At 75.6% G+C, this 15592-nt stretch carries 13 protein-coding genes; 9 read left to right on the top strand and 4 right to left on the bottom strand.

Annotation, left to right across the window (positions count from 1 at the left end):
- Positions 1-82: 82 nt before the first annotated feature.
- From ACWGL3_RS08480 to ACWGL3_RS08465, 4 genes are all read right to left on the bottom strand, one after another.
- Positions 83-1717: a glycerol-3-phosphate dehydrogenase/oxidase gene (locus ACWGL3_RS08480; RefSeq protein ID WP_267946367.1), complete on the bottom strand. Its 1635-nt coding sequence runs from the start codon at positions 1715-1717 to the stop codon at positions 83-85.
- Positions 1707-3230: an FGGY family carbohydrate kinase gene (locus ACWGL3_RS08475; protein ID WP_452461098.1), complete on the bottom strand. Its 1524-nt coding sequence runs from the start codon at positions 3228-3230 to the stop codon at positions 1707-1709. Before ACWGL3_RS08475 ends, ACWGL3_RS08480 begins: the two co-directional genes overlap by 11 nt.
- A gap of 313 nt (positions 3231-3543) precedes the next feature.
- Positions 3544-4305 carry an HAD family hydrolase gene (locus tag ACWGL3_RS08470; protein WP_452461097.1) on the bottom strand — a complete coding sequence of 254 codons (762 nt, stop codon included), beginning with the start codon at positions 4303-4305 and terminating at the stop codon, positions 3544-3546.
- Positions 4295-5161 (bottom strand): DeoR/GlpR family DNA-binding transcription regulator, encoded by an 867-nt coding sequence (locus tag ACWGL3_RS08465; RefSeq protein WP_452461096.1) that lies wholly within the window; start codon positions 5159-5161, stop codon positions 4295-4297. The genes ACWGL3_RS08470 and ACWGL3_RS08465 overlap by 11 nt, the downstream gene beginning before the upstream one ends.
- A gap of 251 nt (positions 5162-5412) precedes the next feature.
- Between ACWGL3_RS08465 and ACWGL3_RS08460 the strand changes: the two genes are divergently transcribed.
- From ACWGL3_RS08460 to ACWGL3_RS08420, 9 genes are all read left to right on the top strand, one after another.
- Positions 5413-6918, top strand: a complete 1506-nt coding sequence (locus ACWGL3_RS08460; protein ID WP_267946363.1) for an FGGY-family carbohydrate kinase — start codon at positions 5413-5415, stop codon at positions 6916-6918.
- Positions 6915-7679: a histidine phosphatase family protein gene (locus ACWGL3_RS08455; protein ID WP_267946362.1), complete on the top strand. Its 765-nt coding sequence runs from the start codon at positions 6915-6917 to the stop codon at positions 7677-7679. Before ACWGL3_RS08460 ends, ACWGL3_RS08455 begins: the two co-directional genes overlap by 4 nt.
- A 67-nt stretch (positions 7680-7746) precedes the next feature.
- Positions 7747-9231, top strand: a complete 1485-nt coding sequence (locus ACWGL3_RS08450; protein ID WP_355013238.1) for an extracellular solute-binding protein — start codon at positions 7747-7749, stop codon at positions 9229-9231.
- A 13-nt stretch (positions 9232-9244) separates the two neighbouring features.
- Entirely contained in the window at positions 9245-10192 is a 948-nt protein-coding gene (locus tag ACWGL3_RS08445) for a carbohydrate ABC transporter permease (protein WP_267946360.1), read from the top strand.
- A 3-nt stretch (positions 10193-10195) separates the two neighbouring features.
- The gene (locus ACWGL3_RS08440; protein ID WP_267946359.1) at positions 10196-11062 is read left to right on the top strand and encodes a carbohydrate ABC transporter permease; all 867 of its coding nucleotides are present in this window, start codon (positions 10196-10198) and stop codon (positions 11060-11062) included.
- Entirely contained in the window at positions 11059-12195 is a 1137-nt protein-coding gene (locus tag ACWGL3_RS08435) for an ABC transporter ATP-binding protein (RefSeq protein ID WP_452461095.1), read from the top strand. Before ACWGL3_RS08440 ends, ACWGL3_RS08435 begins: the two co-directional genes overlap by 4 nt.
- Positions 12192-13337 carry an ABC transporter ATP-binding protein gene (locus ACWGL3_RS08430; protein WP_452461094.1) on the top strand — a complete coding sequence of 382 codons (1146 nt, stop codon included), beginning with the start codon at positions 12192-12194 and terminating at the stop codon, positions 13335-13337. The genes ACWGL3_RS08435 and ACWGL3_RS08430 overlap by 4 nt, the downstream gene beginning before the upstream one ends.
- Positions 13334-14383 carry an NAD(P)-dependent oxidoreductase gene (locus tag ACWGL3_RS08425; RefSeq protein ID WP_452461093.1) on the top strand — a complete coding sequence of 350 codons (1050 nt, stop codon included), beginning with the start codon at positions 13334-13336 and terminating at the stop codon, positions 14381-14383. Before ACWGL3_RS08430 ends, ACWGL3_RS08425 begins: the two co-directional genes overlap by 4 nt.
- A 424-nt stretch (positions 14384-14807) precedes the next feature.
- The gene (locus ACWGL3_RS08420; RefSeq protein ID WP_344182752.1) at positions 14808-15509 is read left to right on the top strand and encodes an exonuclease domain-containing protein; all 702 of its coding nucleotides are present in this window, start codon (positions 14808-14810) and stop codon (positions 15507-15509) included.
- Positions 15510-15592: the final 83 nt, after the last annotated feature.

Genomic DNA, 15592 nt, shown 5'->3' with positions numbered 1-15592 from the left:
TCGTGTGCGGCGCGCACGCCCGCCGGCCTGCGGCTCCGGGGTTCCGGGGCTCCGGGACGGGGCAGGCGCATCCGGTTCCCCGTCATCCCAGCGCGGCGCGGTCGCGGACGACGGCGGCCCGGTACGCGGCCACCTCCCGTTCCACGTCCGCGTCGTCCCACCCCAGCGGCGGCGCCACCAGCGCCGCCGCCCTGGGCGCCAGGGCCGCGCCTCCGTCGGGCGCTTCGAGCGCCACCCGGGTGCGCCGGGCGAGCACGTCCTCCAGGGTCCGGGCCCCCTCGTGGGTCACCGCGTACCGGAGTTCCGCCGCCAGGTAGCCCGCCACGGTCGCCCCCAGGGCCGGGTCGCGCCGCACGGTCTCCAGCACCCGCGGCGTCTCGTCGCCGTACCGCAGGAGCATGCGCCGTACGTGGTGCTCCGCGACCCCGTGCCCGGAGGCCGGTGGGGCGGGCCGCCCGGCGGCGCCCTGCCGGTCGCGGGCGCCGACCAGCGGGATCCGCGCGGTCGGGGTCGGCGGCAGCCTCCGGCCCAGCACCCGGCCGACCGCGTCCACCGCGTCCCGTGCCATCAGGCGGTAGGTGGTGTACTTGCCGCCCACGACCGTCACCACGCCGTGGCCGCTCAGCACCGCGTGGTCGCGCGAGAGCGCCGACGTGGCCGAGGTGTCCCTGGAAGCGAGCAACGGCCGCAGCCCGGCGTGGGCGCCCAGCACGTCCGCCCTGGTCAGCGGGCGGGCGAGGTAGCGGTTGACGTTGCGCAGCAGGTAGTCCACGTCCTCGGCGCCCACCCCCGGGGCGGCCCGGTCGCCCTCGTACGCGGTGTCGGTGGTGCCCAGCAGCCACCGCCCGTACCACCGCCGCAGGATGATCACCGAGTCCTCCGCCCGCGCGATGAGCCCCGTCCGTGAGTCGAAGGCCCCGCCCTCCACCAGCAGGTGCACGCCCTTGGCCGGGCGCACGGCGAAGGCCGGCTCGCCCGCCATGGCCTGGACGTCCGCGGCCCACACTCCGGCGGCGTTGACCACCGAGCCCGCCGACACCTCCAGTTCGCCCCCCTCGGCCGTGCGGACGGCCACCGCGCGCACCCGGCCCCCCTCCACGCGCATCCCCGTGACCCGGGCGTGGCTGAGGACGAGCGCGCCGTGGCCGGCGGCGGTCCTCGCCACGGCCAGGGTGTGCCGGGCGTCGTCCATGCGCCCGTCGTGGTACCGGATGCCGCCGGTGACCACGGAGGCGTCCAGCCCCGGGGCGAGCGCGAGCGTGCCGCGCCGGGACAGGTGCCGGTGCGCGGGGACCCCGGCCCCCCGCCGCCGAGCCAGCGCCATGGCGTCGTAGGCGAGCACCCCCGCACCGAAGTACGGGCGCTCCCACCAGCGGGTGGTCGGGAGCAGGAAGGGCTCGGCGGCCACCAGGTGGGGGGCGGTCACGCCGATCATCAGGTCCCGTTCGCGCAGGGCCTCCGCGACCAGGGAGAAGTTGAGCTGTTCGAGGTAGCGCAGCCCGCCGTGCGCCGTCTTGCCCGAGCGCGACGACGTCCCGCCCGCCAGGTCCCCGGCCTCGACCAGCAGGACCGACAGGCCCCTGGCCGCGGCGTCGAGCGCGCACCCCGACCCGGTGATGCCGCCGCCGACCACGACCACGTCGAAGTGCCCGCTCCCGGCCCGCGACAGCACCCGGTCACGGTCGGCGGGGGAGAGCCGGTGCGGTTCAGAGTCCACGGGTGACCTCCGCGTCGTCACCGGCGGGAGAGGGCCGCGGGACCCGCCCGGGGGCGGGACCCGCCGCGAGGGGCCGCCACAGCGGGCGGGCCGCCTCCAGGTGTGCGAGGTAGCGCCCGTAGCCGTCGTCGTAGTGGGCGCGCAGGGCCGGATCCGGTTCCACGGTCGCGGACGGGAAGGTCCACCCGGCCCGGTCCACCGAGTCGCCCACCGCCGAGAGGACGGCGCCGCGGGCGCCGACCTCGGGGGCGCGCGCCGTCTCCAGCGGTATCCCGAGCACGTCGGCGAAGACCTGGAGCCACGGAAGGGACCGGGAACCCCCGCCGCAGACCAGCAGGCGGTCCGGAGACCCCGCCGTGTCGAAGCAGTGCCGGGCCGCGTAGGCCAGCCCCTCGCACACCGCGCGCACGAGGTCGCCCCGCGAGGTCGTCAGCCTGACCCCCGTGAACTGGCCCGCCGCCCGCGGGTCGACGAACGGTGCGCGCTCGCCCGACGTGGCCAGGTACGGCAGCACCTCCACCCCTCCCGCGCCCGGGGCGCTCTCGGCCAGGGAGCGGCCGACGCCCTCCACGTCCATCCCGAGCACGGACAGCAGCCAGTCCACGGACGCCGTGCCCACCATCGCCGGCATCGCCCGCAGCCACCGTCCCCGCTCGCCCGTGGAGACGTGGAACCCCGCCGGGGTCCCCGCGGTCTCCAGGCGGTCGACGAGCACCATGCACCCGAGGGTGGTGCCGACGATCATCAGGGCGTCGCCCGGGTCGCGCACGCCCGCCCCCACCGCGCAGGCGGGGAAGTCGAACGGGCCCGAGCTGACCGGGGTCCCCTCCGGCAGCCCCAGCAGGCGCGCGCCGTCGGCGTGCAGCCCGGCGCGGGGCGCGGCCGAGACGGGCGCCAGGAGGCCGCGCCGGCCGGAGAGCCCCGTCAGCTCCAGCACGGTGTCGCTGTACCCCTTCCCGGAGCCGTCGCCGAACGGCATCGAGCTGTCGCTCGCGTCGGTGACCCGCCTGCCGGTCAGCCGGGCGAACACCGCGTCCTTGCAGTACCCGGCCGTCGCCGCCCGGTCCAGGGACCCGGGTTCGTGCTCGTCGAGCCATGCCAGCAGGGGCGCTGCGGTGCCGGGGAACATGGTCGTGCCGTTCTCGCGGTAGACCCGCTCGGTCACCCCCGTGCTGTTCCACCGCCGGAGGATCTCCGAGGCGCGCCCGTCCAGCCACGACATGGCGGGGCGCACCTGCCTGTGGTCGGCGTCGGTGAGCCAGCACCCGTCGCCCTGCCCGGTCACCGCCACCAGGTCCGGCGGGGCGCCCACCTCGGCGGCCACGGCGCGGACCACCTCCGCCACCCCCGCCAGGACGTGCTCCAGGTCCTGTTCGACCGCGCCCCCCGGCCCGTGGGCCACCGCGAGGCCGCGTCCGCGCACGGCCAGCGCCGCGCCCGTCTCGTCGAACACGACGGCCTTGACCACGGACGTGCCCGCGTCCACCCCGAGGAGGGTCCGCCCGCCGCTCACGGAGCGGCCTCCCCCGGGGAGGCCGGCGCCCCGGGGGCGGGCGGGGGGACGGCTGTGTCCGGGGGCCGCGCGTCCGGCGGGGGCCCCGCCGCCGCGCAACCCCCGCCGTCCACCTGTTCGGGGAGCCGTCGGCGGACCCGGGCCGGGCAGGCGGGCGCACCCTCGCGCAAAGCGGTGGCTTCGTCGAGCGGTCGGGACATGGGACGGGTCTCCTCACGCCGTCGGGGACTGCGGGAAGTGCCGGTGCTCCGGTGGTTGCGGGAAACTGCGGGGCGGCCGCCGAGGGGCCCGTGTCCGGTGGGCCCCGGCGGCGTCAGGGCGCGGCATCCAGGGCCGACCGCAGGTAGGCGCGGGCGTCGTCGTGGTCGGCCGCGACGTGCTCGGCGAGGGCGAGCGCGTCCTCGCCGGGCGGGTAGTCGCGGTTGGGAAGGGCGACGACGCGCATGTGCGCCGCGTCGGCCGCGCGGATGCCGTTGGCCGAGTCCTCCACGGCCAGCGGCACGGCGGTGGACGGGGGGACGCCGAGCCGGCGCAGGGCCTCGGTGTAGACGTCGGGCGAGGGCTTGCCGCGCGCGACCTCCTCGCTGGAGACCGTGGCGGCGAACAGGCCCGCCAGCCCCTCGCGCTCCAGGACGGTGTCGATGACGGGTCGGGCCGCGGAGGAGGCCAGGCCGATCACGGTCGCCGCGGCGGTGTCGGTGAGGAGGTCGCGGGCGCCGGGGAGGAGGGGGCCGCGGCCGGCCAGGAGGGCGTCGCGCATGTGCGCGACGCAGGACTCGTACACGTGCTCCGGGTCGACCCGGGCGCCGGTGCGGCTCCGGATCCGCCCGGCCACGTCCCGCGACCACTCGGGGCTGCTCATGCCCTGCACCCGGAGGGTGTCGTCGCGGGACCAGGGTGCGCCGTGGCGCCGGCAGTACACCTCCCAGGACTCCTCCCACAGGTGCTCGGTCCACACGACGACCCCGTCGAGGTCGAAGACGACCACGGGGCGGCCCACCGGGGTCCCGTGCCCGTCCGGGGAGGGGGACCCGGTCCGGCCGGAGGGGCCCCGCCGGCCGGGTTCAGCCGTCATCGCCCGCCACCTCCACCGGCACGTCGTGTTCGCGGAGTCGGGCGAGGTGTTCGCGGGGGGTCGCGGAGTCGACGATCACGGACGTGAACCCTTCCAGCGGCAGGAGGCGGTGGAGCGCGCTACGGGTGAGCTTGGAGTGGTCGATGAGCAGGTGGCACCTCTCGGCGGCGGCGACCATCTCGCGTTTGACCGCCACGATCCTGTCCTCCTGGTGGAAGGCGTGGCCCGCCGTCACCGCGGAGGTGCTGACGAAGGCGACGTCGAAGCGCATCGAGCGGATGGCCTCCACGCAGGTCGTTCCGAGGAACGAGTCGTGCTGCACGTCGTAGGTGCCGCCGAGCGCGACGACCTGCACGTCCCGCAGCCGGGACAGCTCCGTGAGGGCGTGCAGGTAGTTGGTGGCCACGGTGAGCGGGGCCAGTTCCGCCAGGTGGGGGATGAGGTGCGCGGCGGTGGTGGAGTCGTCGACGAGCACCGACATGCCGGGCTCGACCAGCCCGGCCGCCCGCGCCGCGATGGCGCGCTTGGCGTCGGCGTTGACCCGTCTCCGGTACTCGACGTTGGACTCGAAGGTGCCGCTGGGCTGGGCGGTGGCCACCCCCCGCGCCTTGCGGAGCACCCCCTGGCGCTGGAGCTCGTCCAGGTCGCGGTGGATGGTCATGACCGAGACCCCGAAGCGTTCGGCCAGCTCCTGGGCGGACACCGACCCGCTGTCCAGGACGAGGCCTGTGATCAGGGAACGCCGGTCCCCCGGCCCCGGGGGCCGTTCGTCCTCGACCCGGTCGTGCTCGCTCGGGTCCGCCTTGGCCGCCACGGTGCGTGTCCCCCGTCGTTCGTCGTCTCTGTTGCCGAACATCTCAACCGGGCGGCCCGCGTGTGTCAACCCTCGGTGTGAAGATCACTCGTCGCGACGCGGCGGGTGTGGAGGGCCACGCCCTGCTGAACTGGGGAACCACCGGAAACCGGCGAGGCCGTCCGTGAACATCACCGGAAAAGGTGTGACGAACACACCTTGACATGAGAAGAGACCGGTTCTACGTTGGCCGTCACCACGTCCGAAGGTGAAGCAGGTCACATCCCTGTGCGCCTCCGAGCAGAGGATCCGCGGTGCGCGCTGCCGGTTCACCACGCGAAGCTCCCCCCGACCCCGCCGACCGGCGCGACGCCCTCTGGCTCGGCGTCGACCTGGGGACCCAGGGCGTCCGCGCCGTCCTCGTCGACGACCACGGCGCCGTCGTCGGCTCCGGAGAGGCCGCCCTGCTCCGCGACCACCGCGACGGGCCCCGCCACGAACAGGACCCCGAGGAGTGGTGGAGCGCCACCTGCCGGGCCACCGGCGCCGCCCTCGCCGCGCGGGACCCCGGGGACGGGCGCCCGGTCGGCGCCGTCAGCGTCGACGGCACCTCCGGCACCCTCCTGCTCCAGACCGCCGACGCGCTGCCCGTCGGACCGGCCCAGATGTACGACGACGCCAGGGCGGCCTCCCGGACCGCGGCGATCCACGCCCTGGGCGCCGACCACGTCCAGCCCACCTGGGCCCTTCCCCGCCTGGTCGGACTCGCCCGCGAGGGCCGCCTCGCCCCGGGACTGCTCGTCGCCCACCAGGGCGACCACGTCTCCGGGCGCCTCGCCGGAGCGGCCGTGCCCACCGACACCAGCCAGGCCCTCAAGACCGGCTACGACCCGCGGAGCCTGAGCTGGCCGCACACCCTCGTGGACCGCCTCGGGATCGATCCGGCGGTCCTGCCCCCCGTGGTCGCCCCCGGCGCCACGGTCGGCCACGTCACTGCGGCGGCCTCCCGCGCCTCCGGCATCCCCGAGGGCACCCCCGTCCGGGCCGGCATGACCGACGGCTGCGCGGCCCAGGTCGCCACCGCCGCCCTCGCACCGGGGCTCTGGTGCTCGTCCCTCGGCACCACGCTCGTCCTCAAGGGCGCCAGCCCCCACCCGCTCCGCGACCCCTCCGGTGTGGTCTACAACCACCGCAACCCGGACGGCGGCTGGCTGCCCGGGGGCGCGTCCAGCACCGGTACCGGACGGCTCGACACCGACCTCGGCGGCCACGACCTCGACCTGCTCACCGCGCAGGCGCTCCGCCTCGGCGTCCCCGGCGGAGCCACGTACCCGCTCGCGGGCACCGGCGAACGGTTCCCCTTCGCGGCCCCCGGCGCGCGGGGGTTCGACATCGGCCCCGGGAGCGGCCCGGCGGACCCCGCCGCGCGCCTCAACCGGATCGCCCACGGGCTGGCCTACGTCGAACGCCTCTCCCTGGACGCCCTCGCCGCGCTCGGCGCCGACACCGCGGGACCGGTCACCGCCGTCGGCGGCGCGGTCCGCAACCACTGGCTCACCGCCCTGCGGGCCGACGTCCTCGGCCGCACCGTGCTGGTCCCCGCGCACACCGGGTCGGCGTTCGGCTCCGCCGTGATCGCCCGCGCCCCGGCGGGCCGCCTGGCCGAGACCGCGCGCGCCATGGTCCGCGTCGCCCACCGCTACGAACCCGATCCGTCCCGCGCGGACGAACTCGCACACGGGTACCGGCGCCTCGTCGAGGCCCTCCGCGACCGCGGGTGGCTCGGCGGCCCCCGGACCCCGGAGGGGGCCACGGCATGATCCCCGCGCACACCGAGCTGTCCCTGGTCCGCCACGGCCGCACCGTCTGGCACGCCGAGAACCGGTACGCGGGCAGTTCCGACATCCCCCTCGACCGCACCGGCCGCGACCAGGCCCGCGCCCTCGCCCTCTGGGTCGGCGACCACCCCCACGACGCGGTCGCCTGCTCCCCGCTCGGCCGCGCCAGGGCCACGGCCCTCCCCGCCGCCGCGGCGCTCGGCGTGGAGCCCGTCGTCCTGCGGGACCTCTCCGAGGCCGGCTTCGGGCTGGCGGAGGGACTGACCCTCGCCGAGACCGACGCGCGCCACCCCGGCGCGGCGCACGCCTTCCGCGCCGACCCCGCGGCCCACCCGCTCCCCGGGGCGGAGGACCCCGCCGCGGTCGCGGACCGCGTGCGCGCGGCCCTGCGGAGCCTCGCCGACGAGTACCCCGGGCGGCGCGTCCTCGTCGTCGCCCACAACACGGCGCTGCGCCTGGCCCTGTGCTCCTGGCTCGGCATCCCCCTGGCCCACTACCGGCGCGTGCTCCCCCGGCTGGACAACGGCGCCGTCACCCGGCTGCGCGTCCCCGCCGACCCCGCCGAACCGCCCGCCCTGCTGGCGCTCAACCTCCCGACGCGCCGGGAAACCCGCACGGACCCGCGGACACACGCCTCCCCGGTGAGCCCCCGGCGCCCCTCCGACCCGGCGCGTCCGCGGACCTCCGCGCCCCCGGCGAGCCCCGGTCCGGACACGCGACGGGACCCCGGCCCCTCCGACTGACCCCCGGCGCGGCCGACCGGCGGCCCCGCCGGACGGCGCCACCCCCCACCACCGACTGGAGAGCACCATGAACCCCAGAAGGAACCGCCGCCCCCCGCGTACCCCCGGATCCCCCCTCGTCCCCGGCCCGCCCGGAGCGCCGGACCTGTCCCGGCGCCGTGCCATGGGCCTCCTGGGCGCGGGCGGCGCGGCCGCGGCGGGAGCGGTCCTGCTGCCCGGGTGCGGACTGGGCACCGGCAGCATCGCCGGCGGCGAGAACGGGGCCGGCGAGGTCACCGGGGCGTTCGACTGGCGCAAGGCCGAGGGCGCCGAGATCTCCGTGCTCCAGACCCCGCACCCCTACCAGGTGGCCTTCCAGCCCCTCCTCGCGCAGTTCACGGAGCTGACCGGCATCACCGTCAACGCCGACCTCGTCGCGGAGGCCGACTACTACACGCGCCTCAACACCGAGCTGGCCAGCGGCGCGGGCAACTACGACGCGTTCATGACCGGCGCCTACTTCATCTGGACCTACGGCCCGCCCGGCTGGATGGAGGACCTGCGCCCCTGGATCGACAACGAGTCCGCCACGAGCGACGAGTACGACTTCGACGACATCTACGAGGGCCTGCGCACCTCCACCTCCTGGGACTTCACCACCGGGAGCCCGCTGGGCACAGGAGGGCAGTGGGCCGTCCCGTGGGGCTTCGAGACCAACGTGATCTGCTACAACAAGGCCGAGTTCGACCGGCGCGGCATCCGGCCGGCGGAGACCTTCGACGAACTCCGCGAACTGGCCGTCGACCTCACGGACCGCTCGGAGAACACCTACGGCCTCGCCTTCCGGGGATCGCGCTCCTGGGCGACCATCCACCCCGGGTTCATGACCCAGTTCACGAGGGAGGGCTGCGTCGACTACACGCTGGAGGGCGACCGGCTCGTGGCCGCCATGAACTCGGAGGCCGCCGTCGACTTCACCCGGAAGTGGGTCGACCTCGCGCGCGACGCCGGCCCCACCTCCTGGACCACCTACGACTACCCCGACTGCACCGCCGACCTCGGGTCGGGCACGGCCATGATGGTCTACGACGCGGACTCGGCCACCTACCCCCAGAACATCGCGGGCAACAGCGCCGAGGCGGGCAACCTCGCCTGGCACCCGGGACCGGCCGGACCCGACGGCAACTACGACACCAACCTGTGGACGTGGTCGCTGGCCATGAGCTCCGCGTCCCGCAACAAGCTCGCCGCCTGGCTGTTCATCCAGTGGGCCACGGGCAGGGACGCCCAGAGCCAGGCCGTCCAGACCGGCGAGCTGGGGTTCGCCGACCCCACCCGCGAGTCCGTGTTCGAGGACGCGTTCAAGGCGGGCCTCGGCGAGTTCTCCGGCTACCAGGAGACCTTCGAGAGGGTCATCGACTCCACGAGGATCCACTTCACACCGCAGACGCAGTTCTTCGAGAACACCGAGAACTGGGCGGTGGCGCTCCAGGACATCTACGCGGGCGACGACGCCGGGGAACGGCTCGACGCGCTGGCGCGGGCGAGCACCGACGCGCTCGACACCGAGTGAGGGGGACGAGCACGTGAGCACGACCACCGCACCCCCGGAGGCGGAGGGGGACGGGCCCGGGGGCGGCGCCCCCGTCCGCCGGGTGCCCGCCTGGCGGCGCGGGCTCCGGCCCTACCTGCTGTCCGTCCCCGCCGTCCTCGTCATCGCGGGCATCCTGTACCCGTTCGCCCTGGGCGCCTACTACGCCTTCCTCGACTACGCGGCCGTCGTCCCCGAGCCCGTGTTCGTCGGCCTCCGGAACATCACCGGGACCCTCGGCGACCCGGTGTTCTGGTCCAGCGTGCGCGTGACCGCCACCTACGCCCTCGCCGCCACGGCCGTCGAGACGGTCCTGGGCGTCGGCATCGCGCTGCTGCTCTTCCGCGCCGGCCTCGTGGGCAGGCTCCTGGAACGCCTGCTGATCCTGCCGCTGATGATCGCCCCGGTGATCGCCGGCGTCATCTGGGGGCTGATGTTCAACCCCCAGTTCGGCGTGCTCAACCACATGCTCGGACTCGGCTCCACCTTCGACTGGCTGAGCGAGGACCGCGCCCTGTGGTCGGTGATGCTGGTCGACGTCTGGATCTTCACCCCCTTCGTCGCGGTCCTCGTCCTGGCGGGGCTCCGCTCGCTGCCCCGGGAGCCCTTCGAGGCGTCCGACGTGGACGGCGCGGGCTGGTTCTACATGTTCCGGCGCCTCATGCTGCCGATGATGTGGCCCTACATCCTCGTCGCCGTGATCTTCCGGTTCATGGACTCGCTGAAGGTCTTCGACCACGTGTACGTGCTCACCGCCGGAGGGCCGGGAGGGGCCACCCGCACCCTCCAGATCGGCGCCTTCCAGAACTCGATCACCAACCTGAACTTCTCCCTCGGCAGCACCTACATGCTGCTGCTGTGGGTGATCGTGTTCATCACCGCCCGCTACCTGGTCGCCGTCCTGGGCCGGGCCCAGCGCCGCGCGGCCGGATCGGAGGACTGAACCGTGACCGCCACCCGCCGACCGGGACGGCGCCGGTTCTCCCCGGCCTCCGCCGGGGCCGACCTCCTGCTGGTCCTGTGGTTCGCCTTCTCGCTGTTCCCGATCCTGTGGATGGTCCTGCTGTCCCTCAAGTCCAGGGCGGACCAGACCTCCACCTACTTCGTGTTCACCCCGACCCCGGACAACTTCGCCACCGTCCTGAGCGAGGAGGGGGTCCGCCTCACCGGCGTCGACTTCACCGGGGCGCTGCTCACCAGCCTGGTCACCTCGCTGGGCGCGGTCCTGCTGTCCCTCGCTATCGGCGTCCCGGCGGCCTACGCGGCCGGACGCTGGGCCTACCGGGGGTCCGGGGACATCATGTTCACCATCCTGTCGTTCCGGTTCGCGCCGGAGCTGATGGTGATCGTGCCGCTTTTCGTCATCTACAACCAGCTCGGGCTGTTCGACTCCGACGCCGGCACGATCTGGGTGCTCCAGCTGGTCACCCTGCCGCTGATCGTGTGGATCCTGCGGTCCTACTTCCAGGACATGCCGGAGGAGCTCGAACAGGCGGCCCTCCTGGACGGCTACACCCGCACCCGCGCCTTCCTCATGGTGGCGCTCCCGCTGGTGCGGCCCGGCATCGCGGCGTCGGCGCTGCTGGCGTTCGTCTTCGCGTGGAACAACTACGTGTTCCCGCTGATCCTCACCGGCGGCCAGAACCCCACGGTGACCGTGGCCGTGACCCGGTTCCTCGGCGGCGGCGGGCAGGCGTTCTACAACCTCACAGCCGCGGCCGCGCTCATCGCGGCCCTGCCACCGCTCCTGGTGGCCCTGTCCATCCAGCGCTATCTCGTGCGCGGCCTGTCGTTCGGGGCGGTGAAGTCGTGAGTTCCCTGGAACTGCGCGGGCTCGGCGCCCGCTACGGAAGGAAGACCGCCCTCCACGGCCTGGACGCGGAGATCGCCGACGGCGAGTTCTTCGTCGTCCTCGGCCCCTCGGGGGCGGGCAAGACCACCACCCTCAAGTGCGTCGCCGGCCTCGTGGAGGGGGCCACCGGCGCCGTCCTCATCGGCGGTCGCGACATGACCGGGGTGGAGCCCTACGAGCGCAACGTGGCGATGGCCTTCGAGAGCTACGCCCTCTACCCCCAGAAGACCGTGGCGGAGAACCTCGCCTCGCCCCTGCGCTCCGGGCGCCTGGGGACCTGGACGCCCGAGCAGCGCGGCGCACGCATCGGCGAGGTCACCCGGACCCTGGGCATCGACCACCTGCTCGGCCGCTATCCGCGCGAGCTGTCCAACGGCCAGCGCCAGCGCACGGCCCTGGGCCGCGTGCTGGTCAGGCCGGCCGACGTCTACCTGCTGGACGAACCCCTCTCCCACCTGGACGCCAAACTGCGCGCCGCCATGCGGGCGGAGCTCAAGCAGCTCAGCGGGATGGCGCGCACCACGACCGTCTACGTCACCCACGACTATCAGGAGGCCCTCGCCCTGGGCGACCGCATCGGGGTGCTGCGCGAGGGGCGGCTCGTCCAGGTCGGCACCCCGGCCCAGGTGTGGGAGACCCCGGCGGACGCCTTCGTCGCCCGCTCCCTGGGACAGCCCGAGACGAACCTGCTGGAGGCCCGCGTGCACCGAGGACTGGCCACCACCCACGGAGGGGGAGCCACCGTCGCCCTCCCGGAGGAGGCGCACGGCGCCGACGGCGTCCTGCTCGGGCTGCGCCCCCGGGACCTGCGGATCGCAGGACCGTCCGCGCCTCCGGACGGCGCGGGGCGGGAGCTCACCATGCGCGGCCGGGTCGTCCTGGTCGAACGCCTCGGCCGCTCCCGCGAGCTGAGCGTGGACGTGGCCGGCCGGACCGTCATCACGGTCACCGACGACTCGCGCGTCCGGGAGGGGGACGACGTCACCCTCGCGGTCGCGTGGGGACGCGTCCACGTCTTCGCGGGGCCGGCGGGGGACGGGTCCCCGCACCCGCCCCGGGTGGGCAGTGCGCTGCCGGTCGGGGGGACGCGATGACGGCCGCGCCGGACACCGCGCCCCGGGCCGCCCGGAGCCTCACCCTGCGCAACCTGCACAAGACCTACACCGCGCGCGGGCGCGAGCCGTTCGCGGCCGTGCGCGGCATCGACCTCGCCGTCGAACCGGGGGAGATGGTCGCCCTCCTCGGCCCCTCCGGCTGCGGCAAGACCACTACCCTGCGCATGATCGCCGGCCTGGAGACCGTGACCTCCGGGGAGGTCCTCATCGGCGAACGCGCGGTCACCGACCTGCCCCCGGGCAGGCGCGACGTCGGCGTCGGCTTCGAGGGCTACGCCCTCTACCCGCCCCTGTCGGTGCGGGAGAACCTGGCGTACGGGCTGCGCGCGCGGAGGGCCCGCGACGTCGGGCCGCGCGTGGCCGCGATCGCCGAGCGCCTGGAGATCACCGACCTGCTGGACCTGCGCCCCGCCGGCCTCTCCAGCGGCCAGAAGCAGCGCGTGGCCCTGGCGCGGGCCCTGGTCCGCAACCCGCCGGTCCTGCTGCTGGACGAGCCCCTGTCCCACCTGGACGCCGGGCAGCGCCAGCGGGTGCGGCGCGAACTGAAGGTGCTCCAGCGCGAGTTCGGCTACACGACCATCGTGGTCACCCACGACCAGCTGGAGGCGCTCAGCCTCGCGGACCGGATGGCGGTCATGGACGGCGGTGTGATCCGGCAGTTCGGCACCCCCGACGAGGTCTTCGACGACCCCGCCGACCGGTTCGTCGCCGACTTCGTGGGCGAACCCTCGATCAACCTGGTCGGGGGCACGGTCGCGGACGGCGGCGGGGCCGTCCGCATCGGCGGGGCCGGGACCCTGCCCACGGCCTCCCGCGCCCGTGCGGGCACCCGGGTCCAGGTGGGGCTGCGCCCGCAGGACTGCGAGCTCGTCGGGCGGGGGTCGGCGCGGCCCGCGCTGAGCGCGACCGTCGGCGTGTTCGAGTACCTCATGGAGTTCGGACTGGCCACGGTCGACCTCGCCGGGCAGGACCCGCCGGAGGCGGGAGGAGGGGGCCCGGGCCGGTTCGTCGTCCAGACGCCCGGCGGGGCCTCCCTCGACCCGGGCGCCCCCGTCCTGATCGGGGCACGGCCCGAACACGTCCACCTCTTCGACCCCGGAACGGGGGAGCGACTGCGATGACCGACACCCTTCGCCTGGTCTGCGCCGGGGACAGGTTCATCTCCGCCGACCTGCTCGCCGGGGCGCTGGAGGCCGAACTGGCGGGCGGCGCCCGGCGGCACGCCCTCCCCGCCACGATCGACCGCGTCGACTCCGACTGGCCCACCGCGCCCTTCGCCGACGTGGACGGGGTCAGGGAGGCCTCCGGGGACCCCGCCGCGCTGGCCGCCCTGACCCGGGGCGCGCACGCCCTGGTCACCCACCTGGCGCCGGTCACACGCGAGGTGGTCGAGGCGGGGCGCGGCACCCTGCGGGTCATCGGCGTGACCCGGGGCGGCCCCGTCAACGTGGACGTCGCGGCGGCGGCCGAGGCGTCGGTGCCCGTGGTCCACCTGCCCGGGCGCAACCTGGGCGCGGTCGCCGAGTACTGCGTCGGAACGATGATCTGCGCCATGCGGGGCCTGCCCGACGCCGCGGCCGGGCTGGCGCGCGGCCGGTGGGACGCGGAGGGGTTCCGGTACGAGCGCACCGGCACGGAGCTGCGGGCGGCCACGGTGGGTCTGGTCGGGCTGGGGGCGGTGGGGGCGCGGGTGGCCGAACTGCTGGGAGCCTTCGGCGCGACGGTGCTCGCCCACGACCCCTACGCCGACCCCGCGACGGCGCGCCGCGCGGGCGCCCGCCTGGTGGGGCTGGACGAGCTGCTGGCCGGGTCGGACGTGGTGAGCCTGCACGCCCGCCTGACGGAGGAGACCCGCCACATCGTGGACGCGGCGGCGCTCGCGGCGATGCGGCCGGGATCACTGCTGGTCAACACCGCGCGCGGTGAACTGGTGGACGCGGTCGCGCTGGACCGGGCCCTGGAGTCGGGGCACCTGCGCGGAGCGGTGCTGGACGTGTTCGACCCCGAGCCCCCGGCGGCGGGAGACCCGCTGCTGCGGCGCCCGGGGGTCTTCGCCACCCCGCACCTGGCGGGCGCGTCCACCCAGGTCGCGGAGGAGTCCGCGGTCCGGATCGCGCGCGAGGTCGCGGCGGTGCTCACGGGGGGAGGGGCCGGCCGGGACACGTGAGCGCGCGGACAACGGTCGTCCACAGGCCGCGTCCGGCTCTGGCGCCCCAGCGCCCGCCCCGGTTGACTGGAAGACGGGGGGTCCCCAGGGGCCCGCCCGCTCCGGCCTGCCCTCGCACGGCCGGCCCGGTCGCGCGCCCCGGGCCCCGCCCGCGCTCCACACCCTGCGGCCCCACCCCAGCTCCCGGCCGCCACCCCCGCCTGTCCGGGGTGACGTTCCCCGCGTCGGCAGTGCGCGGCGGCGAGTTCTCCCGGCGGCCCCTCCCGGCGCGGGAGGCCGTCCCGGGTCTGCGACCACGGGCGGGCCCTCCCCGGGAGGCGCCGCCCGCCCGGGAGGGCCGGCCGCGGCGGCCCCGGGACCCCCGCGTCCCCGGTGTGGGACGCCAGGTGCGGGAAGGTAGGAACCAGCCGACCCGAAGGACGTCATGACCTGGCACATGCAACCGATGGCCGCCCTGGACTTCGAGTCCACCGGACTGGACCTGGCCGCCGACCGGATCGTCACCGCCGCCCTGTGGCGGATCGACCCCGGCGCCCGCACCAAGGACGCCACCACCTGGCTGGCCGACCCGGGCATCGAGATCCCCGAGGAGGCCGCGGCCATCCACGGGATCACCACCGGGCACGCCCGCGAGCACGGCCGCCCGGCCGCGGAGGTGGTGGCCGAGATCGGCGCCTCCCTGGAGCGGGCCGTCGTGGAGGGGCTGCCCGTGGTGATCTACAACGCCCCCTACGACCTCGGCCTGCTCTCCGCCGAACTGGAACGGCACGGCTCGGGGGTGAGCTTCTTCGGGCAGCTGCGCGTCGTGGACCCCCTGGTGCTGGACAAGCAGATGGACCCCTACCGCAGGGGCGGGCGCAAGCTGGTGGACGTGTGCGCGCACCACGGCGTGCCGCTGGACGAGCAGCAGGCCCACGGGGCCTCCGCCGACGCGCTCGCCGCGGCCCGCCTGGCCTGGAAGCTCGCCGCCGCCCACCCCGAGCTGGCCGAGATGGGCGTGGACGACCTGCACGCCGCCCAGATCGGCTGGAAGGCCGACCAGGCGGCGTCCTTCCAGGCCTACCTGCGGAGGGGGCGGGACCCCGAGGCGGTTGTCGACGGCTCGTGGCCGATCGCCAAGGCCTGAACCCGGACAGCGCGCCCACCGCGGGGGCCGTGCCCGCGCGGGCGGTCGGCCCGCCCCTCCCGGCCGGAGCCCCGGCCCGGTAC

It is taken from the genome of Nocardiopsis sp. NPDC055824, from assembly GCF_053616335.1.
The sequence above is the reverse complement of the archived record's forward strand: the minus strand, read 5'-3'. Positions and strand labels throughout refer to the sequence as shown.

Coding starts and splice junctions, on each gene's coding strand:
- ACWGL3_RS08470 (WP_452461097.1), bottom strand. CDS start 4,305: ATGACGGCTGAACCCGGCCGGCGGGGCCCCTCCGGCCGGACCGGGTCC.
- ACWGL3_RS08455 (WP_267946362.1), top strand. CDS start 6,915: ATGATCCCCGCGCACACCGAGCTGTCCCTGGTCCGCCACGGCCGCACC.
- ACWGL3_RS08425 (WP_452461093.1), top strand. CDS start 13,334: ATGACCGACACCCTTCGCCTGGTCTGCGCCGGGGACAGGTTCATCTCC.
- ACWGL3_RS08420 (WP_344182752.1), top strand. CDS start 14,808: ATGACCTGGCACATGCAACCGATGGCCGCCCTGGACTTCGAGTCCACC.
- ACWGL3_RS08450 (WP_355013238.1), top strand. CDS start 7,747: ATGAACCCCAGAAGGAACCGCCGCCCCCCGCGTACCCCCGGATCCCCC.
- ACWGL3_RS08430 (WP_452461094.1), top strand. CDS start 12,192: ATGACGGCCGCGCCGGACACCGCGCCCCGGGCCGCCCGGAGCCTCACC.
- ACWGL3_RS08465 (WP_452461096.1), bottom strand. CDS start 5,161: ATGTTCGGCAACAGAGACGACGAACGACGGGGGACACGCACCGTGGCG.